The 25,809-nt window shown below is 60.7% G+C and carries 25 protein-coding genes; 18 read left to right on the forward strand and 7 right to left on the reverse strand.

Annotated elements, in window-relative coordinates; translation table 11 throughout:
- Positions 1 to 120: 120 nt before the first annotated feature.
- The 5 genes from ACA053_RS06370 to ACA053_RS06390 all read left to right on the forward strand — a co-directional run bounded on the left by ACA053_RS06370 (position 121) and on the right by ACA053_RS06390 (position 4,477).
- Positions 121 to 1,008 carry an acyl-CoA dehydrogenase middle domain-containing protein gene (locus ACA053_RS06370; RefSeq protein WP_497394760.1) on the forward strand — a complete coding sequence of 296 codons (888 nt, stop codon included), beginning with the start codon at positions 121 to 123 and terminating at the stop codon, positions 1,006 to 1,008.
- A 157-nt stretch (positions 1,009 to 1,165) separates the two neighbouring features.
- The gene (locus ACA053_RS06375; RefSeq protein WP_497394761.1) at positions 1,166 to 2,260 is read left to right on the forward strand and encodes a serine hydrolase domain-containing protein; all 1,095 of its coding nucleotides are present in this window, start codon (positions 1,166 to 1,168) and stop codon (positions 2,258 to 2,260) included.
- Entirely contained in the window at positions 2,257 to 2,580 is a 324-nt protein-coding gene (locus tag ACA053_RS06380; protein WP_497316127.1) for an amidase, read from the forward strand. The genes ACA053_RS06375 and ACA053_RS06380 overlap by 4 nt, the downstream gene beginning before the upstream one ends.
- Before the next feature lie 147 nt (positions 2,581 to 2,727).
- Entirely contained in the window at positions 2,728 to 3,318 is a 591-nt protein-coding gene (locus tag ACA053_RS06385; RefSeq protein WP_497316129.1) for a YceI family protein, read from the forward strand.
- Position 3,319: 1 nt separating this feature from the next.
- Positions 3,320 to 4,477: a phospholipase D-like domain-containing protein gene (locus tag ACA053_RS06390; RefSeq protein WP_497316131.1), complete on the forward strand. Its 1,158-nt coding sequence runs from the start codon at positions 3,320 to 3,322 to the stop codon at positions 4,475 to 4,477.
- Between the two features lie 132 nt (positions 4,478 to 4,609).
- Here ACA053_RS06390 and bglX read toward each other — a convergent pair whose 3' ends face one another.
- On the reverse strand, positions 4,610 to 6,901 hold the full coding sequence (bglX, locus tag ACA053_RS06395; RefSeq protein ID WP_497394762.1) for a beta-glucosidase BglX: 2,292 nt from the start codon (positions 6,899 to 6,901) through the stop codon (positions 4,610 to 4,612).
- A 236-nt stretch (positions 6,902 to 7,137) separates the two neighbouring features.
- Here bglX and ACA053_RS06400 point away from each other — a divergent pair, with 236 nt between their 5' ends.
- The 4 genes from ACA053_RS06400 to ACA053_RS06415 all read left to right on the forward strand — a co-directional run bounded on the left by ACA053_RS06400 (position 7,138) and on the right by ACA053_RS06415 (position 10,698).
- Positions 7,138 to 7,749, forward strand: coding sequence for a LemA family protein (locus tag ACA053_RS06400; protein ID WP_497316135.1), 612 nt, complete (start codon positions 7,138 to 7,140; stop codon positions 7,747 to 7,749).
- Positions 7,750 to 7,792: 43 nt separating this feature from the next.
- Positions 7,793 to 8,548 carry a TPM domain-containing protein gene (locus tag ACA053_RS06405; protein WP_497394763.1) on the forward strand — a complete coding sequence of 252 codons (756 nt, stop codon included), beginning with the start codon at positions 7,793 to 7,795 and terminating at the stop codon, positions 8,546 to 8,548.
- A 28-nt stretch (positions 8,549 to 8,576) separates the two neighbouring features.
- Positions 8,577 to 9,194, forward strand: coding sequence for a TPM domain-containing protein (locus ACA053_RS06410; RefSeq protein WP_109628344.1), 618 nt, complete (start codon positions 8,577 to 8,579; stop codon positions 9,192 to 9,194).
- Between the two features lie 289 nt (positions 9,195 to 9,483).
- Positions 9,484 to 10,698 (forward strand): class I SAM-dependent methyltransferase, encoded by a 1,215-nt coding sequence (locus ACA053_RS06415; protein ID WP_497394764.1) that lies wholly within the window; start codon positions 9,484 to 9,486, stop codon positions 10,696 to 10,698.
- Between the two features lie 69 nt (positions 10,699 to 10,767).
- On the opposite strand, the gene ACA053_RS06420 is transcribed toward ACA053_RS06415, so the two are convergent.
- Entirely contained in the window at positions 10,768 to 11,673 is a 906-nt protein-coding gene (locus ACA053_RS06420) for a DMT family transporter (RefSeq protein ID WP_497394765.1), read from the reverse strand.
- Between the two features lie 340 nt (positions 11,674 to 12,013).
- Between ACA053_RS06420 and ACA053_RS06425 the strand changes: the two genes are divergently transcribed.
- The 3 genes from ACA053_RS06425 (at position 12,014) to ACA053_RS06435 (ending at position 13,424) form a co-directional block, all read left to right on the forward strand.
- A complete protein-coding gene (locus ACA053_RS06425; RefSeq protein WP_109628347.1) occupies positions 12,014 to 12,595 on the forward strand; it encodes a DJ-1/PfpI family protein in 582 nt (193 codons plus the stop codon).
- Between the two features lie 14 nt (positions 12,596 to 12,609).
- On the forward strand, positions 12,610 to 12,915 hold the full coding sequence (locus ACA053_RS06430; protein ID WP_008025707.1) for a ribbon-helix-helix domain-containing protein: 306 nt from the start codon (positions 12,610 to 12,612) through the stop codon (positions 12,913 to 12,915).
- A gap of 164 nt (positions 12,916 to 13,079) precedes the next feature.
- Positions 13,080 to 13,424: a YegP family protein gene (locus ACA053_RS06435; RefSeq protein ID WP_109628348.1), complete on the forward strand. Its 345-nt coding sequence runs from the start codon at positions 13,080 to 13,082 to the stop codon at positions 13,422 to 13,424.
- A 143-nt stretch (positions 13,425 to 13,567) separates the two neighbouring features.
- Here ACA053_RS06435 and ACA053_RS06440 read toward each other — a convergent pair whose 3' ends face one another.
- On the reverse strand, positions 13,568 to 14,455 hold the full coding sequence (locus ACA053_RS06440) for a dihydrodipicolinate synthase family protein (RefSeq protein ID WP_497394766.1): 888 nt from the start codon (positions 14,453 to 14,455) through the stop codon (positions 13,568 to 13,570).
- 29 nt (positions 14,456 to 14,484) lie between these two features.
- Entirely contained in the window at positions 14,485 to 15,267 is a 783-nt protein-coding gene (locus ACA053_RS06445) for an aldolase (RefSeq protein ID WP_497394767.1), read from the reverse strand.
- A gap of 109 nt (positions 15,268 to 15,376) precedes the next feature.
- Here ACA053_RS06445 and ACA053_RS06450 point away from each other — a divergent pair, with 109 nt between their 5' ends.
- Complete coding sequence (locus tag ACA053_RS06450) at positions 15,377 to 15,919, forward strand: helix-turn-helix domain-containing protein (RefSeq protein ID WP_109628351.1); 543 nt, start codon at positions 15,377 to 15,379, stop codon at positions 15,917 to 15,919.
- A 127-nt stretch (positions 15,920 to 16,046) separates the two neighbouring features.
- On the opposite strand, the gene ACA053_RS06455 is transcribed toward ACA053_RS06450, so the two are convergent.
- Positions 16,047 to 17,066 (reverse strand): DUF4917 family protein, encoded by a 1,020-nt coding sequence (locus ACA053_RS06455; protein ID WP_497394768.1) that lies wholly within the window; start codon positions 17,064 to 17,066, stop codon positions 16,047 to 16,049.
- A 156-nt stretch (positions 17,067 to 17,222) separates the two neighbouring features.
- Between ACA053_RS06455 and yiaY the strand changes: the two genes are divergently transcribed.
- Complete coding sequence (gene yiaY / locus ACA053_RS06460) at positions 17,223 to 18,371, forward strand: L-threonine dehydrogenase (RefSeq protein WP_497394769.1); 1,149 nt, start codon at positions 17,223 to 17,225, stop codon at positions 18,369 to 18,371.
- On the opposite strand, the gene ACA053_RS06465 is transcribed toward yiaY, so the two are convergent.
- Both ACA053_RS06465 and ACA053_RS06470 read right to left on the reverse strand, forming a co-directional pair.
- Positions 18,368 to 19,534, reverse strand: a complete 1,167-nt coding sequence (locus ACA053_RS06465; protein ID WP_497394770.1) for an MFS transporter — start codon at positions 19,532 to 19,534, stop codon at positions 18,368 to 18,370. The two genes, yiaY and ACA053_RS06465, sit on opposite strands and share 4 nt — an antisense overlap.
- A gap of 18 nt (positions 19,535 to 19,552) precedes the next feature.
- Complete coding sequence (locus ACA053_RS06470) at positions 19,553 to 20,785, reverse strand: 8-amino-7-oxononanoate synthase family protein (protein WP_497394771.1); 1,233 nt, start codon at positions 20,783 to 20,785, stop codon at positions 19,553 to 19,555.
- 202 nt (positions 20,786 to 20,987) lie between these two features.
- Here ACA053_RS06470 and ACA053_RS06475 point away from each other — a divergent pair, with 202 nt between their 5' ends.
- The 4 genes from ACA053_RS06475 (at position 20,988) to ACA053_RS06490 (ending at position 25,763) form a co-directional block, all read left to right on the forward strand.
- Positions 20,988 to 21,896, forward strand: a complete 909-nt coding sequence (locus ACA053_RS06475) for a LysR family transcriptional regulator (protein ID WP_109628356.1) — start codon at positions 20,988 to 20,990, stop codon at positions 21,894 to 21,896.
- Between the two features lie 240 nt (positions 21,897 to 22,136).
- Positions 22,137 to 23,330, forward strand: coding sequence for a CaiB/BaiF CoA transferase family protein (locus tag ACA053_RS06480; protein ID WP_109628357.1), 1,194 nt, complete (start codon positions 22,137 to 22,139; stop codon positions 23,328 to 23,330).
- Positions 23,327 to 24,265, forward strand: a complete 939-nt coding sequence (locus tag ACA053_RS06485) for a hydroxymethylglutaryl-CoA lyase (RefSeq protein WP_497316153.1) — start codon at positions 23,327 to 23,329, stop codon at positions 24,263 to 24,265. Before ACA053_RS06480 ends, ACA053_RS06485 begins: the two co-directional genes overlap by 4 nt.
- A 166-nt stretch (positions 24,266 to 24,431) precedes the next feature.
- Entirely contained in the window at positions 24,432 to 25,763 is a 1,332-nt protein-coding gene (locus ACA053_RS06490; protein WP_497394772.1) for an MFS transporter, read from the forward strand.
- The last annotated feature ends 46 nt before the right edge of the window (positions 25,764 to 25,809 follow it).

The following is a 25,809-nucleotide window of genomic DNA, read 5'->3' on the forward strand; positions in this document are numbered from 1 at the left end:
GTTGCAAGCCGATCGACTTTCTTTATGCAGTCGTGTTGTGCAAAGTCAGGCTATGTAGCCCCGGTGTCATCGCCATGAAGCTTTGGTGATGCTTATATGACAGCCCACAAGGAGCCTCTTATGCCCTGGCAAAACCTGTTGAATCGCCGCGATCGCCTGCCCGTCAACCCGGACCTGGCGGAGGGTTTCGCGACCTTGTTGCACACGTTGGGCACGGTCTCGCCCTTCGAACTGGCGGTGGTCGGCGGGCGGCTGATGGCGACGCCGGGGCTGGCGTTTCTGGTGGGGTATCAGGCGGCGTTGCGCATGCTCTGGCCAAGCGCGCCCCTGAGCCTCGGCGCGTTGTGTGCCACCGAACAGCGCAGCCTGCGGGTGGCGGAGATGCAGACGCGTCTGAGCGATTTGCGCGTAAGTGGGCGCAAAGATTTCGTCACCGCTGGCGATGCGGCCGACTGGCTGCTGGTTGCTGCGCGCAGTGAAGGGCCCGGCGAAACTCCGCGCTTGAGTCTGGCGGTGGTCTATCCCGATGAACCCGGCGTGCGCCTGGAAAAACTCCCGGCCATCGCGCTGATGCCGGACATCAGCCACGGTCGGTTGTTTCTCGACAACGCCCAGTGCGAATTGCTGGCCGGGGATGGCTGGGATGCCTATGTCAAACCGTTCCGCACGCTGGAAGACATTTATGTACTGAGCGCAATGACGGCGTGGCTGTATGGGGTGGGTCAGGACAGTGACTGGCCGCAAGCCCTGCAATTGCGGTTGCTGGCGCTGTTGGCCGGGTGCGCGGAAGTCAGCCGGCAAGCGCCGAACAATCTGGCCGGGCATGTGCTGCTGGGGGGATTGTTTGCGCAATTCGAGGGGCTCAAGGCTGAGGTGAACCAGGCACTGGTCGATGGCCCGCAGCATTGGGCGGCGATGTGGCAGCGCGATCAGAGTGTGATGGACCTGGCGGCGGGGGCGCGGGGGAAGCGGTTGGCTAAAGCACTCGCGGGATCTTCATTGAGTTGACTGGCCCCTTCGCGAGCAAGCCCGCTCCCACATTTTTAAATGCGTTCCCCTGTGGGAGCGGGCTTGCTCGCGAAGACGGCCTGACAGGCGGCACAAACTCCAAAACTGTCATCAACCTCGACTAGGCTCTGCAGGTTCATTCCTCCGAGCCCCCGCCATGTTCAAAGGCTTGCCCCTGATTTTCATGCTGCTGCTCAGCTCCACGGCCCACGCCGAACACTGGCCTGCCGAGCAATGGTCAACGGCTCCGACGGTCTCGGGGCCAGCAGTTCAAGCCCTGGAAACTTACGCCTTCCCGCCCCGCGACGACGCTACCCGACAAGGCGTCCGCACCGACGCCTTGCTGGTAATCCGCGACGGCCAATTGATCTACGAACGCTACGCCGGCCCGACCACGGCCGACACTCCACACTTGACCTGGTCCATGAGCAAAAGCCTGATGGCCACGGTCCTCGGAGTCGCCTACGGCGAAGGCCTGTTCAAGCTCCAGGACCCGGCGCTGAAGTTTTATCCGCCACTTGCAAAACACCCGGCGATCACCCTGGCCGACCTGCTGCACTGGGCTTCAGGCCTGGACTGGCAGGAAGACTACGAATACGCCCCGTTGAAGTCCTCGGTAGTGGCGATGCTCTACACCCGAGGTCATCACGACATGGCGGCATTTACCGCCGACCACAACGAATACGCGCGGCCCGGCCAGGCCTTTCGCTATTCCAGCGGTGACAGCAACCTGTTGTCCGCGGCGCTGAAAAACATCGTCGGTCCGGCGCGTTATCCGGACTATCCATGGACGGCGCTGTTCGAGCCGTTAGGCATTCGCCACGCCGTCTGGGAAACCGACGCCACAGGCACCTTCGTCGCTTCCTCATACGCCTACCTCACCGCCCGGGACCTGGCGCGAGTTGGTCTTCTGATGGCGCGCGACGGTCGCTGGGGGGATCGGCAACTGCTGCCCAAAGACTGGGTCACCTTCAACCGCGAACCCTTCGCCCACTATCAAGCCAATCAGGACGATGCGGTTCCCGGCGGCCATTGGTGGCTCAATAGCGCGGTGGAGGGCGCCGTCCGACCCTGGCCGGATGCCCCCGCCGATACCTTTGCCGGCCTGGGCCATTGGGGACAGGCGCTGTACGTGATTCCCAGTGAAAACCTGGTCATCGTGCGCTACGGCGATGATCGCGATGAGCGTTACCAGCACAACGAATTGCTCAAGCTTGCGCTCAAGGCCTTTGCCGGGGCGGTGCAGCCATGAACAACTTCATTCGTCACCGGCCGTTCAGCACGTTGTGGCTGGTACTGCTGGTCGCCTTGCTCGGCTGGGTCTGGCAGGAGCGCGTGGCGTTGTGGGCGTTCCCCGACATCATCAGCGCCTACACTGCCAAAGAGTATTGTTCGTGCCGGTACGTGATGGGTAACCAGGCGGAGTACTGCCACAGCTATGTAAAACAGTGGCTGCCCACCAGCGGTTTTATTGATGATGCCGCCAGCAAACGCGTGACCGTCAGCGGTATGGGCCGCAGCAACAGCGTGCAATGGATTGGCGAACGCCAAGGCTGTCGCCTGCAACCCTGAATGCGCCGATGTTCCTTTTGGCGAGTGGGCTGTTGTGGCGAGGGGGCAAGCCCCCTCGCCACAATGGCCGGTGTCAGTGATGGACAGTTTGCATCTGGCTCGCGGGCGGTTAAGGTTCGCTCAGGTTTATTTCCCCCACGAGTCTTTATGTTCAAGCGGTCCCTTTCCAAAACCCTGGCCTTCCTGCTGCTGGCCGGCGCTTCGTTGTCGGCCCAAGCCAATTGGTACCTCGACGGCGAGTCCTCGCGGCTGTCGTTCATCAGCACCAAAAACGCCAACATCTCCGAAGTGCAGCGCTTCCTGGTGTTGCACGGCAAGGTCAGTCCCAAAGGCCTGGCCGAGGTGGAAGTCGAGATGGAGTCGGTGAACAGCGGCATCCCGCTGCGTGACGAACGCATGCGCAAGGAGCTGTTCGAGATCCAGACCTTTCCCGAAGCGCTGATTACCACGCAGATCGATCTGCGCCCGATCAACGACCTCGCGCCCGGTGCCCAGTTGGAGCTGCGTTTGCCGCTGACCGTCAACCTCCACGGTAAAACTCACGAATACAATGCCGAACTGCTGGCGACCCGTCTCGATGATCGACGCTTCCAGGTGGTGACCCTCGAGCCGCTGATCATCAATGCCGAAGACTTCGATCTGGCTCCGGGCCTGGAAAGTTTGCGCAAGGTCGCCGGTTTGTCGGCCATCAGTCTGTCGGTGCCGGTGGGTGCTGTGCTGATTTTCACGGCGCGCTGACATGGCCGGTGCGATCTTCCCCTGGCGTGCAGGCAACCATTTCGAACTGCTGATCGACGGCCCGGAGTTTTTCCCGCGCATGTTGGTTGCGATTGCTCGCGCCGAAGAACAGGTCGAACTGGAGTTGTATCTGGTGGAGGCGGGGGCCTGCGCCGAAGCGATGGTGCAGGCGTTGGTTCAGGCCGCCGAGCGTGGTGTACGCGTGCGCTGCCTGTTCGATGATTACGGCAGCCTCGCGTTCACCCTGACTTTGCGTCAGCGTTTGACGGCGGCGGGTGTGGAGCTGCGTTTCTACAACCGCCTGAGCTGGCGGCGCTGGGTCGGCAACTTCTACCGCGATCACCGCAAACTGTTGCTGGTCGATCAGAGCCTGGCGGTGGTCGGCGGCACGGGCGTCACGGATGAGTTCTGGACGCCGGGTGAAGACACCAGCGAATGGCATGAAGTGATGGTGGAAATCACCGGCCCCTTGGTCATCGACTGGCAGTTGCTGTTCGACCGGCAATGGATCGCCAACCGCCACCGCCGCGCCTGGAAACCCGCATCGCACTTCGGTTTGCCGCGTCTGCCACGGGTGCCGTCCACGGGCGAGGGCATGGGCCGGGTGGCCTATGCCGACGCCCGCCAGCACCGCGACATCCTGCAATCGCTGATTCGTGCGCTCAACAGCGGCCAGCGCCGGATCTGGTTGGCCACACCGTATTTTTTGCCGACCTGGAAAGTCCGCCGCTCATTGCGCAGGGCCGCGGCTCGTGGCGTCGATGTGCGTCTGCTGCTGACCGGGCCGCGCACCGATCACCCGTCGGTGCGCTACGCCGGGCACCGCTACTACCCGCGACTGCTCAAGGCCGGGGTGAAAGTCTTCGAATACCAGCCGTGTTTCCTGCACCTGAAAATGGTCTTGATCGATGATTGGGTGAGCATCGGTTCGTGCAATTTCGATCACTGGAATCTGCGATTCAATCTGGAAGCCAACCTCGAGGCGCTGGACCCGGGGTTGACGGCGGCAGTGGTGGCGAGTTTCGAGAAGGACTTTGCGCAGAGTCTGGAGGTCAGCCTGGAGGAATGGCAACGCCGGCCGCTGTGGCGGCGGGTCAAGCAACGGGTTTGGGGATGGGTGGATCGGCTGGTGGTGAACCTGCTGGATCGACGGGGATAGCCGTCACACCAAAAACCACTGTGGGAGCGGGCTTGCCCGCGATGAGGCCATAACATCCAACATTTATGTTGACTGTTACACCGTCATCGCGGGCAAGCCCGCTCCCACAGGTACTTCATATGGCTTTAAGGGTTACAGCAATTCAAAGCTCTGCTGCGTCACGTCCTGGGAGTCCAGGCCAATCTGCACGTTGAACTTGCCAGGCTCTGCCGCGTATTTGAGCTGGGCATTGAAGAACTTCAGGTCGTCTTCGGTGATGGTGAAGTGCACGACTTTCTGTTCGCCAGCCTTCAGCGTGATTTTCTGGAAGTTCTTCAGTTCCTTGACGGGGCGGATGATCGAGCCGGTCACGTCCTGGATGTACAGCTGCACCACGGTTTCGCCGTCACGCTTGCCGGTGTTTTTCACCATCACGCTGGCGTCGAGCCTGCCGGTCTTGTTCAGTGTGGTCGACGACAAGGCCATGTCGCTCAGGCTGAAATCGGTGTAGCTCAGACCGAAACCAAACGGGAACAGCGGGCCGGTGGTGTCATCGAAATACTGCGAGGTGTAGTTGCCCGGTTTGCCCGGCGTGAACGGCCGGCCAATGCTCAGGTGGTTGTAGTAGGTCGGAATCTGGCCCACCGAACGCGGGAAGGTGATTGGCAGTTTGCCCGACGGGTTGTAGTCGCCGAACAGCACGTCGGCGATGGCGTTGCCGCCTTCGGTGCCGCTGAACCAGGTTTCCAGAATCGCGTCAGCCTGTTCCTTCTCTTCGAGAATCGACAGCGGGCGGCCGTTCATCAGTACCAGCACCAGCGGTTTGCCGGTGGCTTTCAGGGCCTTGATCAAGTCGCGCTGGTTGGACGGGATGTTCAGGTCGGTACGGCTGGACGATTCGTGGGACATGCCACGGGATTCGCCGACAGCGGCAACAACGACATCAGCATCCTTGGCGGCCTTCACCGCTTCATCGATCAGCACTTGGGCCGAACGCGGATCATCCACCACTTCCGGGGCATCGAAGTTGAGGAAGTTCAGGTAATCCAGGACTTTCTTGTCGCTGGTGATGTTGGCGCCACGGGCGTAGATCAGCGTCGATTTGTCTGCCACGGCAGCGTTCATGCCGTCGAACAAGGTGACCGATTGCGCCGGACGGCCAGCGGCGGCCCAACTGCCCATCATGTCGATCGGCGCCTTGGCCAGCGGACCGACCAGGGCGATTTTCGCGGTTTTCTTCAACGGCAGGGTTTCGCCCTGGTTCTTCAGCAACACCAGGCTGCGGCGCGCCACATCACGGGCCTCGGCGCGGTGCAGACGGCTTTCGGCGTAGGTGTCGGCCGGATCGTCTTCAGCCTTGCCGATGCGCAGGTACGGGTCTTTGAACAGGCCCATGTCGTACTTCGCGGCGAGCACTTCACGCACGGCGTTATCGATGTCTTTTTGTTCGATCTCGCCGGCCTTCAACAGCCCCGGCAGCTCTTTGCCATACAGGGTGTCGTTCATGCTCATGTCGATGCCGGCCTTGATCGCCAGCTTCGCGGCTTCGCGACCGTCAGCGGCAACTCCGTGCTTGATCAGCTCGAAAATCGCCCCGTGGTCGCTGACCGCCAGGCCCTTGAAGCCCCATTCCTTGCGCAACAGATCGTTCATCAGCCAGGTGTTGGCGGTGGCGGGCACGCCGTTGATCGAGTTCAGCGCGACCATGACGCCACCCGCGCCCGCGTCGATGGCGGCGCGGTAGGGTGGCAGGTAATCCTGGTACATTTTGACCGGGCTCATGTCGACGATGTTGTAGTCGCGACCGCCCTCGACCGCGCCGTACAAGGCGAAATGCTTGACGCTCGCCATGATGCTGTCGGCCGCGTTCGCGCCGGTGCCCTGGAAGGCCCGGACCATGACGCCGGCAATGCGCGACACCAGGTACGTGTCTTCGCCGAAGCCTTCGGAGGTGCGGCCCCAACGAGGGTCACGGGAAACATCGACCATTGGCGCGAAGGTAATGTCGAGGCTGTCTGCCGCGGCTTCCTTGGCGGCGATGCGCCCGGACAGGCCGATGGCGTCCATGTCCCAGCTTGAAGCCAGGGCAATTGGAATCGGGAAAATCGTGCGGTGACCGTGGATCACGTCATAGGCGAAGAACATCGGGATCTTCAACCGGCTGCGCATGGCCGCGTCCTGCATCGGACGGTTTTCCGGGCGCGTGATCGAGTTGAACGTGCCGCCGATGTTGCCCGCGGCGATTTCCTTGCGGATCATCTCCCGAGGCATTTCCGGGCCGATGCTGATCAGGCGCAGCTGGCCGATCTTTTCATCGAGGGTCATTTGCTTCATCAGGTTAGTGATGAAAGAGTCCTTGTTCTCCAGAGGTGCGGGCGTCGTGGCGGCCAATACGGTATGACTGGCCAGGCTGACGAACAGGCCCAGCAAACACAGCTTCTTCATGAATGGTTTCTCAAAAGCCTAAACGGCAGTGAATACAGGCCGGTCAGCCAAAATTTAGGGAGCGACTATTGTTGTTCAGGTAAATGCAGCACACTTCTGCAGTGTTTTAGCGCTGGGGCATCTTTTAGCCCATCGGCGCGATGCAATCCAGTGGCGGCGGCAGATTATGCCCCAAGACACCGCTCAGAAGGTTGCTGGTTGTTTTTCAATGGAATGTGCAAGGGAGCGTCAACCAGATGAATGTACGACACCACTATCGGTCGAGCCTGCAGGTTGCAGCCTTGATGTTGCTCACCACGCTGCTGGCGGGCTGCGGCATCAACAACATTCCGGCCCTGGATGAACAGGCCAAGGCCGCCTGGGGCCAGGTGCAGAACCAGTACCAGCGCCGCGCCGACCTGATCCCCAACCTGGTGGAGACCGTCAAGGGCTACGCCAAACATGAAGAAGAAACCCTGACCGCGGTGATCGAAGCCCGGGCCAAGGCGACCTCGATCCAGGTCGATGCCAGCACCCTGGACAATCCCGAGAAGCTCAAGCAGTTCCAGCAGGCGCAGGATCAGCTGACCGGTGCCTTGAGCCGTTTGATGGTGGTGTCCGAGCGTTACCCGGACCTCAAGGCCAACCAGAATTTCCTCGCGTTGCAATCGCAGCTCGAAGGCACCGAGAACCGCATCGCCGTGGCGCGTCGCGATTTCATCCTCGCGGTGCAGAAGTACAACACCGAAATCCGCACATTCCCGGGTCGCCTGTGGCACACCGTGATGTACAGCGATTTGCCGATCCGCGAAACCTTCGAGGCCACCAGCCCCGGCGCCGAAAAAGCACCTGAAGTGAAGTTCCAGTAAGCACCGGGACGGGTTCGACGCATCACCACGGATGAGGTTGCCAATGCGCGTGTTGAAAGTGGGCCTGTTGCTGTTGCTGTGGGTGTTTACCCTGGCAGCCCAGGCCGAGTTGAAGTTTCCGCCACTGACCGGACGGGTGGTCGATAACGCCCAGATGATCGAGCCGTCGGTGCGCGAGCAGCTGACGCAACAACTCCAGGCCCATGAAACAGCCACCGGCGAGCAGTTGGTGGTGGTGACGGTGCCGGACCTGCAGGGCACCGACATTGCGGATTTCGGTTATCAACTGGGACGCCACTGGGGCATCGGCCAGAAGGACAAAAACACCGGCGCGCTGCTGATCATCGCGCGTGATGATCGTAAATTGCGCATCGAAGTCGGTTACGGCCTGGAAGATCGCCTGACCGATGCGCAGAGTTCGGTAATCATCAACCAGGTGATCACGCCGGCGTTTAAAACCGGCAACTTCAGCAAAGGCATCAGCGACGGGGTCGCCGCGATGCTGGTGGTGTTGGGCGGCAATTCGCTGGACGAGCCGTCGACGGTCTATGAGCCGCGCGGGGATGAGGGCGACGATTTCTTTTCGCGTCATCCGGGCGTGTTCGTGTTCCTGGTGATGCTGTTCATCCTGACGATTTTCGTCTGCCAGATGCTCGGGATCCTGCCCAGCGGTGGTGGCGGTGGCCGAGGCCGCTCGGGCGGCGGTTTTGGCGGTGGAGGTTTTGGCGGCGGTGGAGGCGGGGGCTTCAGCGGCGGTGGTGGCAGTTTCGGGGGCGGCGGTTCGTCGGGCGGCTGGTGAGAATAATAATGAGCGAGCACTGTTAAACATGGCATTACTGACTGAACACGAACAACGCAAAGTCGCCGAGGCGATAGCCCGGGTCGAGCGCGACACCGACGCCGAACTGGTGACCGTGCTCGCGGCCCGCGCCGACGACTATGCGTACATCCCGCTGCTCTGGGCCAGCCTGCTGGCGCTGGTGGTGCCGGGTGTCGTGCATTACCTGACGGGCTGGCTGACCATGCACAGTCTGCTGCTGGTGCAATGGATCAGTTTCATCGTGCTGTGCCTGGTGTTCCGGATTCCGAAAGTGACCACCCACCTGATCCCGCGCTCGGTGCGTCACTGGCGTGCGTCAAACCTGGCGCGCCGACAGTTCCTGGAGCAAAACCTGCACCACACGGTGGGGAGCACCGGCATGCTGATTTTCGTCTGCGAGGCTGAGCGCTATGTGGAGATTCTGGTGGATGAAGGGATTTCCAAACGGCTGGACAACAAGAACTGGGACGCGATTGTTGCGGCGTTTACGCAACAGGTGAAACAGGGCCAGACGTTGCAGGGGTTTGTGACCTGTGTGGAGGCGTGCGGCGAGTTGCTCAAGGTGCATGTGCCGGTGACGCATGTGAGGAATGAATTGCCGAATCGGTTGGTGGTGTTGGGCTGACGTCCTTTTCAGTCTGGAGACGGATGCGCTTCTGTGGCAAGGGAGCTTTTGTGGCGAGGGGACTTGTCCCCGTTCGGCTGCGAAGCAGTCGTAAAAACTGAGAACGCGGTCTGACTGGTGATCGAAGGGGGCCGCTTCGCGACCCAACGGGGACAAGTCCCCTCGCCACAGGGAACTCGACTTGCCTCACGATTTGCACCGTTCGGTAAATAACTGCGTGTCCCGAACGACCATCCCCCCTAAAATACCCGCCATTCCCCGATTCGCTCCGCCCGAGGCCGTTTTTTCCATGTCTGTCACCGCCACTCCCGCCAGCCTCGCGCCGGATTACCACGCCCAGTTCATCGACCTGCTGCAAACCAGCCTTGACGCCAACGGCTTCATCAAGCTGGTCCTGGCCAAGTACGTCGGCACCGAAGCGGATTTGCAGCGGCTGATCATCAAACAACTGACGGTCAAGGATCAGCCCTGCCTGTCCTTCGTCTACCGCTATAAAACCCGCGACATCACCAAGAACCTGCCGCTTGCCGAAGGCGTGACGACCATCGCCGCGCTGTTGCCGGCCTCGTTCAAAAATGCGCATTTACTGTCGTTGACTGACGAAGCCCAGCTCGAATACAGCAAAAAGGGCAAGTCTTCGCTGTTCAAGAGCAAACCTCAGCAATTGCGTGAAGTGCCGTCTGCCGAACATAACCGTGAGAAAAACCGCTTCCTCGACCTGAGCCGGCCGTTCCTCGCCGACCTCGGTGTGACGAACAGCAAGCACGAGCTGATCCCGGCGATGTCGCGCAAGTGGAAGCAGATCAACAAGTTCATCGAAGTGTTCAGCCATGCGCTGACGACCTCGCCGTTGGCGCTGGACAAACCGGTGCAGGTGGCGGATTTCGGCTCGGGCAAGGGTTACCTGACCTTCGCGATCCACGACTACCTGCGCAACACCTTGAAGGCCGAAGGCGTGGTGACCGGCGTCGAGCTGCGCGAAGAAATGGTCAGCCTGTGCAATGCCGCCGCCGCCAAGCTTGAGCATCCGGGGTTGGTGTTCAAGTGCGGTGACGTACGCAGCGTCGCGCCGAGCGAGCTGGACGTGATGATCGCGCTGCACGCCTGCGACGTCGCCACCGACTATGCGATCCACACTGGTATCCGTTCCGGCGCCTCGATCATCATGTGCTCGCCGTGCTGCCACAAACAGATTCGCCTGCAAATCCAGAGCCCGGCGCTGCTCAAGCCGATGCTGCAATACGGTCTGCATCTGGGCCAGCAAGCGGAAATGGTCACCGACAGCTTGCGTGCGCTGTTCCTGGAAGCCTGTGGTTATGAAACCAAAGTGTTCGAGTTCATCTCACTGGACCACACCAACAAGAACAAGATGATTCTGGCGGTAAAACGCGTCGAGCCGGTGGACCCGGCCCAGTTGTTGGTGAAGATCCAGGAGCTGAAGGATTTCTATCACATCACCGAACATTGCCTCGAAACCCTGCTCAGGGCCGACGGCTACCTCTGATCCCCAGCGATCCTGTGGGAGCTAGCCTGCTAGCGATGGCGGCTCTACATTCAGCATAAATGTTGAATATTACGGCCCCTTCGCGAGCAAGCCCGCTCCCACATGGGGTTTGATGGCGGTCTTGCGTCCGAGCATCACCGTCACGATCACCCCGGCCGCAAACAGCCAGGTGATGGGCTCGATGTGTTCACCGAAGAACAACGCCGAAAACGCGATGGTGAAGAAGATCTGCAACAGTTGGATTTGACTGACTCGGGCAATGCCGCCCATGGCCAACCCGGCGTACCAGGCAAAGAACCCGATGAACTGTGAAAACAGCGAAACGTAACCAAACGCCCACCAGGTCTTGGCCGAAATTTCGCCCTGATGTTGCAGCGCCAAATACACCACCGGCCCGATCAGCAGCGGCGTCGACAACACCAGCGCCCAGCAGATCACCTGCCAGCCGCCCATCTCCTTGGCCAACCGGCCGCCCTCGGCATAACCCAGACCGCCCACGGCAATCGCGCCGAGCATCAGCAAATCACCGGCCTGAATGCTGCCGGCCCCGCTGATCAGCGCATAACCGAGCACCAACGCACTGCCCAACGCGGCGCAGGCCCAGAAGGCTTTTGACGGACGCTCATGGGACAGCCACGCGGCGTACAGCGCGACGCACAGCGGTTGCAACCCGTTGACCAGCGCCCCGTGGGAGGCCGGCAGGGTTTGCATTGCCCAGGCTGACAACACCGGGAAGCCGAGGATCACGCCCGCGATCACCAGTGTCAGGCCTTTGATCTGTTTCCAGGTCGGCCATTTTTCCCGGCGCCACAGCAACAACATCGCCGCCGGCACCGCTGCAAACAGCGCCCGGCCCAGGCCGTTGAGCAGCGGATGAATTTCCTGCACGACGATCCGCGTGAAGGGCAGGGTGAGGCTGAAGATCACAACGCCGAGCAGGCCGAGGGCCATGCCGGTGTTTTCGCGCGAGGACATGATGGGGGACCAGAATCCAGGGTGATTGGAGGTGTATTCATCTAGCCATAACTCAATGGTTTTGGCGCTTACAGCTGGGAACAGAAATATCCGTACAGTTGAGCGCGATTCTTGTGGCGAGGGAGCTTGCTCCCGTTCGGCTGCGCAGCAGTCGTAAAACCTGGAGACCTGATTCTCCGGGAAGAATGCAGGGGGCCGCTTCGCAGCCCAGCGGGAGCAAGCTCCCTCGCCACAAAGGCCAAACTCAAACCTACATTGTCAGTAGTAGGTGGTTATTACCCGACCTCGCAGATAAGGACTACCTTGAATACTCCTACGTATTTCCCAGAGGAGTCCTCCCATGGCTGCCAAGAAAATTCTGATGCTGGTCGGCGATTACGTCGAAGACTACGAAGTGATGGTGCCGTTTCAGGCGCTGCTGATGGTCGGCCACAAGGTACACGCCGTTTGCCCGGATAAATCCGCCGGTCAGACAGTACGCACAGCCATTCACGACTTCGAAGGCGATCAGACCTACAGCGAAAAACCCGGCCACCTGTTTGCCCTGAACTTCGACTTCGCCAAGGTCGCTGAATCCGACTACGACGCGCTGCTGATCCCCGGCGGTCGGGCGCCGGAATACCTGCGCCTGAACGAAAAAGTCCTGGAACTGGTGCGGGCGTTCGACAAGGCTGGCAAGCCGATCGCTGCCGTGTGCCACGGCGCGCAATTGCTGGCGGCCGCGGGGATTCTCGAAGGTCGCGAGTGCAGCGCTTATCCTGCCTGCGCGCCGGAAGTGCGTCTGGCCGGCGGTACGTTCATCGATATCCCGGTGACGGAAGGTCACGTACAAGGCAATCTGGCCACTGCCCCGGCCTGGCCGGCGCATCCGAGCTGGCTCGCCGGTTTCCTCGGGTTGCTGGGCACCAAAATCACGCTGTAACGAGGGACTTTTCCATGTGCGAGCTCTACGTCAAAGCCGATCCGATTCTCTACGAGTCGCGCTCCCGCTCGCTGCGCATCTGCGGGGTGGTCACCACCTTGCGGCTGGAGAATCAGTTCTGGGACATCCTCAGCGAAATCGCCGAAGTCGATGGCATGACCACTAACCAGTTGATCGCCAAGCTGTATGAAGAGGTGATGGACTACCGTGGCGAAGTGGTGAATTTCGCCTCGTTTTTGCGGGTCAGTTGTACGCGGTATTTGAGTCAGCGACGGGTGCAGGCGCCGGAGTTGTCGGTGGTGCGGGCGGTGGTGAAATAGCGTAGACCGTGTCGACCCCTTCGCGAGCAAGCCCGCTCCCACAAGGATCACACTGAACCTGTGGGAGCGGGCTTGACCGCGATGGGGCCCTGACAGGCGACAGATATCACAGGCTGGTCTTTACTCTGAAGCGCGAAACCTCTCAATCGCCAAGGAGAAAGAGCATGTCTGGATGGTACGAAGTAAGCAAAAGCAGCAACGGTCAGTTCAAGTTTGTACTGAAGGCCGCCAACGCCGAAACCATTCTGACCAGCGAGCTGTACACCACTCGCAGCGCTGCCGACAACGGCATTGCTTCGGTGCAGAAGAACAGCCCGCTGGATGAGCGCTACGAAAAGAAAACCACCAAGGATGGCCATCCTTACTTCAACCTCAAGGCCGGTAACCACGAGATTATCGGTAGCAGCGAGACCTATTCTTCCGCTGGCGCGATGGATAAAGGCATCGCCAGCGTCAAGGCCAACGGGCCAACCACCGTGATCAAGGACAAGACCTTGCCGGTACTGTGACCACACCTTTCAAACCCAAAACAAATCCACTGTGGGAGCTAGCCTGCTAGCGATGGCTGCTTAACATTCGACGAAGATGTTGAATGTCTGGCCGCTATCGCTAGCAGGCTAGCTCCCACATTGGTTTTTTGTGAACTTCGAGATCAGCGCAAGGCTTTCAACAAGGTTTGTAGCTGGTCAACTCCAGCCTCACCAAGCGGAGATACCGGCAACCGCGGATCACCCACTTCCAGCCCGGTCGCCCGCAGCCCGGCCTTGATCGTCGCCGGCAACCCGCCCTTGAGAATGAAGTCCAGCACCGGCAACTGGCGATAGAACAACTCACGCGCCTTGCCCAGGTCGTTGGCCAAAACCGCTTCGTACAAATCGAGATTGAGCTGCGGAATCAGGTTCGGCGCAGCTGTGCACCAGCCTTTCGCACCCGCCGCAAACGCTTCCAGCGCCAACGGATTGCAGCCGTTGTAGAACGGCACCTGACCGTCGCCCAGCAGTTGCAGCTTGTGCATGCGCTGGATGTCGCCGGTGCTCTCCTTGACCATGGTCACGTTCTCCACGGTGTTGACGATCCGCAGGATCAGGTCCACCGACATGTCGGTGCCGCTGGTGGCCGGGTTGTTGTAGAGCATGATCGGTACGCCAATGCTCTCGCCGATGGCGCGGTAGTGGGCGAGGATTTCCGCTTCGCTGAGTTTCCAGTAGGACGTCGGCAGCACCATCACCACATCAGCCCCGTGGGCTTCGGCGAAACGCGCACGGCGCACGGCTTTGGCGGTGGTCAGGTCGGACACGCTGACGATGGTCGGTACGCGCTTGGCCACATGCTTGATGCTGAACTCACTGACCTGATCCCACTCCGCGTCGCTCAGGTAAGCGCCTTCGCCGGTGCTGCCCAGCGGCGCGATGGCGTGGACGCCGCCGTCGATCAAGCGGTCGATGGAACGCCCGAGCGCGTCGAGATCCACGCCTTCGCCATTAGCGGTGAACGGGGTGATGGTGTAGCCAATGATGCCGTGAATGGTAGGGGTCGACATGCTGTGTCTCCTTCAGAAAATGATCGGGTTCAGTTCAGGCAATCGGCGTGTTGACGCAGGTTCTGCCGGGCGTAGTAGTTGAACGCGGCGCCGTGGCGCTTGGGTTTCGAGATCCAGTCATGGGCTTCGCGGCCCAGTTCCGGCAGGATCGGCTTGATCGTCCCGGCGCTCATCGCCAGTAGTTGCAACTTCGCCGCACGCTCGATCAATTGAGCGATGACACAGGCTTCTTCGATGGTGGTGCCGGTGGACAATTGGCCGTGGTGCGACAGCAGGATGGTCCGTTTGTCGCCCAGTGCGCCGGCGATCAAATCACCTTCTTCGTTGCCCACCGGCACACCCGGCCATCCTTCGAGGAACGCGCAATCGTCGTAGAGCGGGCAGAGGTCCATGTGGGAAATCTGCAGCGGCACTTCGAGCATCGACAGCGCCGCGACGTGGGTCGGGTGCGTGTGGATGATGCAGTTCACGTCCGGCCGGGCGCGGTACACCCAACTGTGGAAACGGTTGGCCGGGTTGGGCATGCCGTGGCCTTCAAGCACTTCCAGGTCTTCGTTGACCAGCAGCAGATTGCTCGCGGTGATCTCGTCGAAACCCAGGCCCAGTTGTTGAGTGTAGTAAGTGCCCGGTTGAGGGCCACGGGCGGTGATTTGCCCGGCCAGGCCGGAGTCGTGACCATTTTCGAACAGTATCCGGCAGGTCAGGGCCAGCTTTTGCCGGTCGGTCCACGTATTATCCGCCAGGGTGTTTTGCATCTGGGTCAACGCTTGCTTGACCAGTTGCTCTTTGGGTAGTGCTAAGGTCTTGGCCATATCGGTGTCCTTGAGTGGTTTCATGCAAATGACACAACAAAGGCTATATGACACTTTGTGTCATTGGCAAGGACATATCGTCGGCTCCTTGATGGATTAATTGTTCTTCATGTCTATCCGTTTGAAATTACTGAGAAAAAAACTTGGTGTGACGCTGGAGGCCTTGGCCGAAAAGTCCGGCATGACCAAGAGCTACCTGTCGAAAGTCGAGCGCGGGCTGAATACGCCGTCGATCGCGGCTGCCCTGAAACTGGCCAAGGCGCTGAACGTGAAGGTCGAGGAGTTGTTCTCCGAAGACAACATCAGCCTCGACAGCTACAGCCTGGTGCGCAGCGACGAACGCCAATCCCTGGCAGCCAACGATGAAAGCCCCGGCTACGCGGTGCTGGCCCATCAGGTCAGCGAGCGCAGCCTGCTGCCGTTCATGATTTACCCGCCGAGCGAATTCGCGGATAAAACCTTCAAGGAACACTTGGGGGAAGAGTTTCTGTTCGTCCACGAAGGGCAGGTGGAAGTGGACTTCATGAACGAGCGCGTGCTGCTCAATCGCGGGGACGCACTGCACTTCAATGCGCAGAAACCGCACCGGATCCGGTCAGTGGGGGAGGTGCAGGCGCAGTTGTTGGTGGTGGTGCATAGCGCCGAAGAATAAGTTGACTGGGCTGACATCATCGCGGGCAAGCCCGCTCCCACAGGGACTGGGGTGTCCACAAAATATGTGAACACCGCTAATCCTTGTGGGAGCGGGCTTGCCCGCGATGACGTCAGCTGCGTCGCCGCTAAACCTCAACCGGTACGGTCAGCTTCGGACTGCCAAGCGCATGCGTCTTCGAATCAAAAAACCGCAACTCTGACCCTGTCCCTTCAAACACCTTCGCGTAATGCCGCTTCTGATGCTGGATAAACGCCTTGCTGCGCGGGTAAATCGAGATCGCCACCACCTTCGGTTGCGCCTGGCGCAACGCGTGGATGATGTGGCTGTCCTGCTCACCCAAGGCATGCCCGAACAGGCACAACCCGTCGCCATGGCTCAATAACTGGTCGTAGCAAAACGACAGGTAATCCGAGCTGCGAATGGTCTTGAGTTTGTCCTGCGTTGGCCCTTCGTTGACGAACAGCGGCACATCATCCAGCGTCTTGATGGTGTTGTTGATCGCAAAACTGCCCAGCAACGTGCCCTCGGTCGACATCAGTTTGCGCGCCGTGCCATCCTGATTGCGCACCAGGTGCAGGCCGCCGTGCAGGTACAGTAAACGGGTTTTATCGGTCGTCGTGGCGCTCAAATCAAAACCCGGTTCGGCACCCTGGAACAGGTCGGTGATTGCGTCTGGCTGGTGCTGGATCGCCCAGTAGTTGATCAAGTCGTAATTGGTGGTGAACACCGTCCGGTAACGGCCCAGTTCCTGACTGATGGTCGCCAGGGTCGAAGGCACCACCAGCCTCCAGGGGATGTGCACCGCGTGGACCGTGTTGATCAGCGCTTCCTTGATCGCGTAGTAGCGATTGCGCGGCGCGGCGGAGCTGACGGCCAGGGCCTTGTTGACCCGGCTGGTGGTTTTCAGCGCGCTCAGCACCTGCTCGAAGCTGCGCGTCTGCATGGCGTCGAACACGCTCAGCTCGGACTGGCTCAGGGGTTTTTCTTCGACGGTGCGGGCGTTTTCGAACAGCGAGTCATAGCCGAAGTCGTCCCACACCGCGCGGCTGGCGCCGTTACCCACCAATAGGCCGCTGAACGAGGCGGTGGCGCGCAAGGCGTTCCAGTCTTCAAGTTGGGCATCAACATCCTGGAAATCGGTCATTGCGGTTCAAAGTCTCAAAGCAAGTGGTCTGATGGGCGGCGACTTTATCACGACGCAGACTTGAGCCAGATCAAGTTACTGCGTAGCCGATAGGTCGATCCTGTGCGCATCCGCCGGATCGGCACCACCGATTCGGCCCAGCCAGGAGAATCGCTCATGAGCAGCACGTTTTTCATTCCCGCCGTTAACATCATGGGCAACGGATGCCTGGACGAAGCCATGTCCGCCATTGGCAAGTACGGCTTTCGCAAGGCGCTGATCGTCACCGACACTGGGCTGGCCAAGGCCGGCGTGGCGAAGATGATTGCCGAGAAGCTGGCGATGCAAGACATCGACTCGGTGATCTTCGACGGCGCCAAACCGAACCCGAGCATGGCCAACGTCGAGCGCGGCCTGGGCCTGCTCAAGGAAAGTCGTTGTGATTTCGTGGTGTCGCTCGGCGGCGGTTCGCCCCATGACTGCGCCAAGGGCATCGCATTGTGTGCGACCAACGGCGGGCAGATCCGTGACTATGAAGGCGTCGACCGGTCCACCAAACCACAGTTGCCGCTGATCGCGATCAACACCACCGCCGGCACCGCCAGCGAGATGACCCGTTTTTGCATCATCACCGACGAATCGCGCCACGTGAAAATGGCCATCGTCGACCGCAACGTCACACCGTTGCTGTCGGTCAACGACCCCGTGCTGATGGTCGCCATGCCCAAGGGCCTGACCGCTGCCACCGGCATGGACGCGCTGACTCACGCTATCGAAGCCTACGTGTCCACTGCGGCCGACCCGATCACCGATGCCTGCGCACTGAAGGCGATCACGTTGATCAGCAGCAACCTGCGCCTGGCCGTGCGCGACGGCAGCGACATGGCCGCACGGGAAAACATGGCCTACGCGCAGTTCCTCGCCGGCATGGCGTTCAACAACGCCTCCCTGGGTTATGTCCACGCAATGGCTCACCAGTTGGGCGGGTTCTACGACTTGCCTCATGGCGTGTGCAACGCGGTATTGCTGCCACACGTACAAAGTTTCAATGCGCTGGTGTGCGCGCCGCGCCTGACGGATGTGGCCCACGCGATGGGTGCCGATACCCGTGGCCTAAGCCCGGAAGAAGGTGCTCAAGCGGCCATCCTGGCGATCCGCAGCCTGTCCAGAGACGTGGACATTCCCGCCGGTTTGCGTGAACTCGGCGCCAAGCTCAACGACATCCCGATACTCGCCACCAACGCGCTGAAAGACGCTTGCGGCCTGACCAATCCGCGGGTGGCGGATCAGCGCCAGATCGAGGAGATTTTCCGCAACGCGTTCTAACCGGTTTGACGACCGCGCGCGAGCATCACGCAGAGCATCGCGCCCAAAGCCAGCAGGGTGCAAAACAGGGACAGTGGCCACGCCTGCTGGCTTGCGATCAGGCTGGCAATCGCGCCAATCATGGCGGCCATCAGCTGGTGAATGAAACCGCTCAACGCCATCGCATAAGCCCCGCCGACCGGCGAGCCGTCATTGGCCAGGGCCAGGCTGATCGGGTAGTTCAAAGACTGCCCGAACACCGCAAAGCAGTAAGGCAACCAGAACAGCAGCGCAACGGATGTGCCTGCAAGACTGCCCAGCAACATCACCGCGCAGCCGCCCAACACCAACCCCACACCTGCCGTCATCAGCCAGCGTCGACCGGTGCGAAGCACGAAGGCATTCACCCCCAACGCACCCAGAAAATACGCCGCACTGATCGGCCAGCCCAACAGCCCGTATTCCACGGCCGACCAGTTGAACGGGCCTTGCAGAATCAGCGGTGCCGCCGTGTTGAACGCGATGATCACGCCATAACCGAGGCCACCGGCGAGTGCCGGCAGCAGAAAGGCTCGATCACGCAAAATGCGCCCGTAACTCGGCCAGGTGGACGACAGAACATTGTCTTCAGCCAGCAGCGCAAACGTGACCCGCGACACGACCAGCGCCATCAACAGGCTCACGCCACCCAGCAGATAGAAAATCGCCGACCAGCCTAGCGCCACCTGAATGATCGATCCCAGGTACTGGCCGATGCCCAGCGCCACCACAAAAGAAATCGATATCCAGGACAGCGCCTTGGCCAGCAAGTCGCCACGGAAACTGTCGCGGATCAGCACCCGCGCCATGACCGAAATTCCGCTGGCGCCAATCCCCTGCACCAGTCGCCATAACAGGAACGATTCAAGTGTCTGACTCAAGGGCAGGGCCAGGTTTGCCAACCCGTAGATCCCGAGTGCCGTGAGCAACACCGGTTTGCGGCCAAGGCGCTGACCCAGGCTGCCCCAGAACAGCATCGGCAGCGCCATGCCGATCAGGTACACCGCCAAGCCCCAGGACACCTGCGAAGCCTCGGCGGACAGATCCCGGGCAATGTCCGGCAGCGCCGGCAGGTAAATGCTCATGCCCAGTTGGGCGAGAAACACCGTGCTGCAGGTGACGAGGAGGGTGGTGCTGCTCTTCATTGAATCTTCCTTGGGGTTCTAGCCAATGTCCCTGGCGTGGGTACGTAAAAGCTCGGTGACGAGGTTGCAAAAGTGTCGGATCAGCGTCGGTTCCATGTCAGCGCGCAGCGTGATTCTGATAGCGGCCTTGCCTTGTGCGACCACAGGGAAAAAGACGGCAGAGGTAAAGAAACCAAGATTGGCCAGTTCGATGGCGATGCTGTTGGCCAGCGCTGCTTCACCGCAGCGGATCAGTCGAATCGCCATGTTGCTGGCGTGTTGTTCGGTGCGTATCAGGCTGTCAAAGAGTCGGATATTACTCTGGAGTTTTTCCTGCAGCGCGGCAAATTCCGGTGTGCGGTGAAGCTCGATGGAGGCTCTGCCTGCACCGATCGCGGCGCTGTTGAGGCTTTGCGACCAATTACTGGGGCCTCCGTAACGCGCAATGAGTTTCCTTTGCCGTTCACTGCCCAGCATCACCAATCCGCCGCTGGCACCGAACGACTTGGCCAGCGACGCAACGATCAGGCAGTGATCATCCAGGACAGGCAGTCTTGGACGCACGAGTCCGACGCCGAACCTGCCTACGGCGGAGAGGGCGTGGGAATCGTCCAGATAGAGAAACAGCCCATAACGGTCTTTCAGGTACAAAAGGCTGTCCATGTCAGTGACCCCGCCCATGCTGTAAGCCCCGTCGGCCACGTAGGCGACTTTGGGGTGTTTTTTACACAGGTCTTCGAGGTAATCCATGTCGTTGTGCGGGCAGGTCACCACTCGGGTTTCGTCCGCGCACGCGGCTTTCAGGTGGTTCATCGAGTAATGCGCCAGTCTGTCGAACGCCATGACGGGAGGACGGTTTTGCGTGAACTCGCCGCTGGCCAGCAACGGAAGGATCCCGGCGCTCGCCGCGCTACACGACAGGGTGCTCAGGCATGGGGCGCCGAACAACTCGGACAGCTCGGTTTCGTACTGCTCCAGGACCGCCAGTTTGCAACGGTTCTTCGAATTGGCGATGCGCAGCGTGCCGATTTCCCACAAGGTGTTCATGGCGCCGTCAAGCAGGGCGGGATGGTGGTCCAGTCCAAGATAAGAGGTGGTGCAGAAGTGATGAAACGCCCGTCCGTACTGGTCCACCAACCGGTTTGCGCTTTTGACCTCGACATTCAGGCCTGCGACTTTTCCGTTTTCAGCCGTTTCCCAATCGTGATCGGCCAACGAGATGACTTTTCGGTAGTTGGTGAAGGTGTTTGTCGCATGAGTGGTCTGGTCCATATGAACGTGTCTTTCCTTGAGTGATGTAGCCGTCCGTGTGTGTTTCCAGACTTTACAGAGTGCGGCGGGGGCATTGAATCGGCCGTTTCCTGTTCGGTTGAGTGTTACAAGAGATTTATGTGTAGGGCGATGGCCTGTGATGTTGTGGGCCAAAACCGGGCTATCCTGCCGGCTCAGCCGAACTGAAGTCATCGAGCCCTCCATGCTGCAAAAAAGCCTGATCCGCCGCCTCGACCTGATCACCCTCCAGCTGTTTGTCGCCGTCCATGAAGAAGGCACCCTGACCCGTGCCGCAACGCGCGAAGCCATCGCGGTGTCGGCGGCCAGCAAGCGGCTGATGGAGTTGGAAGAGGCGCTGGGCATCAGTCTGTTCGTGCGCCAGGCCAAAGGCATGACCCTCACGCCAGCCGGTGAAACCCTGCTGCACCATGCCCGGCAGATGTTGTTCAACGTCGAGAAAATGGGCATGGAACTGGGCGAGCACAGCCACGGCGTGCGCGGTTATGTGCGGATGCTCGCCAACTTGTCGGCGATCATTCAGTTCTTGCCCGAAGACCTGCGGGGTTTTTCCGAGCGCCATCCCCAGGTCAAGACCGACCTCGAAGAACGGCCCAGCAGTGGGGTGATTCAGGGCGTGCTCGATGGCGTAGCGGACCTCGGGATCTGTTCCAGTGACAGCGACGTCAAAGGCCTGCACAGCGTGCTGTATCGCCAGGATAAACTGGTGGTGTTGATGCTGCCCGATCATCCGTTGGCGAGTCGTTCCAGCCTGGCCTTTGCCGATACGCTAGAGAGCGATTACGTCGGACTGCACTCTGCCAGTTCGATCAACATGCGCACCCACGCGGCGGCGCGCAAGGCCGGCAAAGTGCTGCGGTTGCGGATTCATGTGCCGGGTTTTGATGCGATGTGCCGGATGGTCCAGGCCAACATGGGCATCGGTATCCTGCCGCAAAAGGCCTATGAACTGTTTGGACGGGCGTTGGGGTTACATGCGGTGCCGTTGACGGATGACTGGTCGGATCGGGCGCTCATTTTGGTGGTGCGTGATGAAGCAGCGTTGTCGCCGGTGAGCCGGATGTTGTTTGAGCAGTTGCGTGGGGTTGTCTGACGGTTCTCGATCGGCTGGGCCGGCCCCTTCGCGAGCAAGCCCGCTCCCACAGGGATTTGTGTCACGTCGCAGATCAACGGTGGGAGCGGGCTTGCTCGCGAAGACTGACCTGAGGCCGCGGTCATTTCCGGGAGCGTTCGCGTTTCGCGAACGAACGTTGCCAACTGAAGGTTGGATTCATCGCCCCCGGGTCCTCTAGCCTTGGCTCATATTCCAAGAACAACATAGAGGTACCCCGCGATGACTGCCCCCTTGAGTGCAATCAAAGTGATCGAGATCGGCACGCTGATCGCCGCGCCGTTCGCCGCGCGCATGCTCGCCGAGTTCGGCGCCGAAGTGATCAAGATCGAAGCCATGGGCCAGGGCGACCCGCTGCGCAAATGGCGCAAGCTGCACGAAGGCACCTCGCTCTGGTGGTACCTGCAATCGCGCAACAAGAAGTCCCTGGCGCTCAATCTGAAATCCGCCGAAGGCATCGAACTGGTCAAGCAACTGGCGACCAGCGCCGACGTACTGATCGAAAACCTGCGGCCAGGCGCCCTGGAAAAACTCGGTCTGGGCTGGGACGTGTTGCACGCCCTCAACCCCAACCTGACGCTGGTGCGCATTTCCGGTTATGGCCAGACCGGCCCGTACCGCGACCGTCCGGGTTTCGGCGCGATCGGCGAGGCCATGGGCGGAATCCGCTACACCACCGGCAATCCCGATTCACCCCCGGCGCGGGTCGGTGTCAGCCTCGGCGATTCCCTGGCGTCGCTGCACGCGGTGATCGGTGCCTTGATGTCGCTGCTGCGGGTCAAGACCGGGCAGGGCGGTGGACAAGTGGTCGATGTGTCCCTGGCTGAAAGCGTGTTCAACGTCATGGAAAGCCTGGTGCCGGAATACGACATGCTCGGCCATGTACGTGAGCGCAGCGGCGGCGCTTTACCGGGCATTGCACCATCCAACACTTACCTGACGGCCGACGGTGCCTATGTGGTGATCGCCGGCAACAGCGACCCGATCTACAAGCGTCTGATGGAAGTGGTCGGTCGTCGCGACCTGGCCGACGCGCCGGAGTTTGCTCATAACGACGGTCGTGCATTGAAAAGTAATGTGCTCGATGCGGCGATCACTCATTGGACCAGCAGCCTGCCGATCGACGAAGTCCTGTCGGCGCTGGAAGCCGCTGAAGTGCCGGCCGGGCGCATCTATTCCGTGGCCGACATCGTCGCCGATCCGCACTATCAGGCGCGGGACATGCTGCTCAGCGCCGACCTGCCTGGCGGCGCCACGGTGAAGATGCCGGGCATCGTGCCGAAAATGTCCGAGACCCCCGGCGGCGTGAACTGGTCCGGGCCGAGTCTGGGCCAGCACACCGACGGCATTCTCGCGGGGCTGGGCCTTACGGCGCTGGACATCGAACGGCTGAAAGCCGAAGGGGTGGTGCAATGATCACTGATTTTTCCGAGACCCTGATCGTTCAGGAAGTCTCCCCCCGCGACGGCTTGCAGATCGAGCCGACCTGGGTCGAAACCGTCGACAAAATTGCGCTGATCGATCAGCTTTCGCTGGCCGGTTTCAGCCGCATCGAGGCCGGCTCGTTCGTGTCGCCCAAGGCCATTCCGGCACTGCGCGATGGCGAATTGGTGTTCAAGGGCATCACCCGGCAACCGGGGGTGATCTACGTCGCGTTGATCCCCAACCTCAAAGGCGCACAACGGGCGCTGGCAACCAGGGCCGACGAGCTGAACCTGGTGATGTCCGCCAGCCAGACCCACAACCTGGCCAACATGCGCATGCGTTGCGAAGACTCGTTGGCGGCGTTCGGCGAGATCGTGCAATACGTTGGTGGCACGTCGGTGCGACTCAACGGCAGCATCGCCACCACTTTCGGTTGTCCGTTTGAAGGCAAGATCGATGAGGATCGCGTGCTGCAAATCGTCGAGGCCTACCAGGAGCTTGGAATCCAGGGCATTACCCTGGCCGACACCACCGGCATGGCCAATCCGCGCCAGGTTGATCGCTTGGTACGACGGGTGTTGCAGCGGGTTTCGCCTGCTGATCTGACCCTGCATTTCCACAACACCCGAGGCCTCGGTTTGTGCAACGTGCTGGCCGCTTACGAGGCCGGCGCCCGACGCTTCGACGCAGCCCTCGGTGGCCTCGGCGGCTGCCCGTTCGCCCCGGGCGCCTCGGGCAATATCTGCACTGAAGACCTGGTCAACCTGTGCGATGAAATCGGCATTCACACCGGCATTGATCTGCCGCTGTTGTTGAAGTTGTCCCGAGGATTGCCGGCGCTGCTGGGCCACGAAGTGCCTGGTCAGCTGGCCAAGGCCGGACGCAACTGTGATTTGCACCCGACCCCGTCCTTACTCACCAAATAATCACTGTAGGAGCGAGGCTTGCCCGCGAAGGCGATCTGCCATTCAGCAGCGGTGAGACCTGACACATCGCCTTCGCGGGCAAGCCTCGCTCCTACAGAAAGCAGCATCTCAACCAGACAACAAAAACAATCGGACACCCAAGGGAAGTCCGCCTGGAGAAAGCACCATGAGCCTCAATGTACTGGAGGCGGGCGCGAGCCCGTCCGTTAACCACGACGAAGAGAAAGCCCTGGTCAGCAAGGTCGCCTGGCGCCTGATGCCGCTGATCATGGTCTGCTACCTGTTCGCCTTTTTCGACCGCATCAACATCAGCTTCGCCAAGTTCCAGCTGCAGGCCGACTTGAGCCTCAGCGACACCGCTTACGGCCTCGGTGCCGGGCTGTTCGTGGTCGGTTACGTGATCTTCGAAGTGCCGAGCAATATGATGCTGTACAAGGTCGGCGCCCGGCGCTGGATCGCCCGGATCATGATGTCCTGGGGCCTCGCCACCGCCGCGATGGTCTTCGTCAACAGCGAATGGCAGTTCTACGCGCTGCGCTTCGTGATCGGCGCGATGGAAGCCGGTTTTGCCCCCGGCGTGCTGTATTACCTGACGCTGTGGTTCCCGCAGCACTATCGCGGTCGCATCACCTCGATGCTGTTCCTGTCGTCGGCATTTGCCGGTCTGGTCGGTGCACCGTTCTCCGGGTTGGTGCTGCAACACCTCGACGGCTTTATGGACATGCGCGGCTGGCACTGGCTGTTCCTGCTGGGCGGCGTGCCCTGCATTGGCCTTGGTTTGCTGGTGCTAACCTTGCTCAAGGACCGCATCGAAGACGCCCACTGGCTGACGCCGTCGGAGAAAACCCTGCTGGCCAGCCGCATTGCGCACCATGAACCGCACAAGAGCGGCGGCTCGCTGCTCGCCGCGTTGCGGATCCCGGGATTCCTGACCTTGGGGCTGATCTACTTCCTGATTCAGGTGGCGTCCTACGGCTTGAATTTCTGGGCGCCGCAACTGATCCGCAGTGCCGGCACCGAGAGCCCGGTGATGATCGGCTTGCTGACCGCCATTCCTTACATCTGCGGCGCCATCAGCATGGTGGTGATCGGGCGGCTGTCCGACTCGACCGGGGAGCGGCGCAAGTTTGTCGCGGGGCTGGTGGCGGTGGGTGCGGTAGGTTTCTTCTGCGCCGGGATCTTCGCCAACCACACGACCTTCCTGATTGTCGCGCTGGGCTTGCTTGGTGCCGGGATCATCGCGTCCATCCCAAGCTTCTGGACCCTGCCGCCAAAACTGCTGGCCGGTGCTGGCGCCGGGGCTGCTGGCGGGATCGCGGTGATCAACACCCTCGGCCAGTTCGGCGGCATCGTCAGCCCGGTCATGGTCGGGCGGATCAAGGACCTGACTGGCAGCACTACCCCGGCGCTGTATGTCATTGCTGTCTGCGCGTTGATCGCCGTTGCGCTGCTGCTGTGGGGGTTGCCGCAGAAGCTGCGCACGCTCGACAAGTTCTGAATCTGCGGTGCTGTTCAGGCCGCCTTCGCGAGCAAGCCCGCTCCCA

This window comes from Pseudomonas sp. LBUM1672 (genome assembly GCF_059695655.1).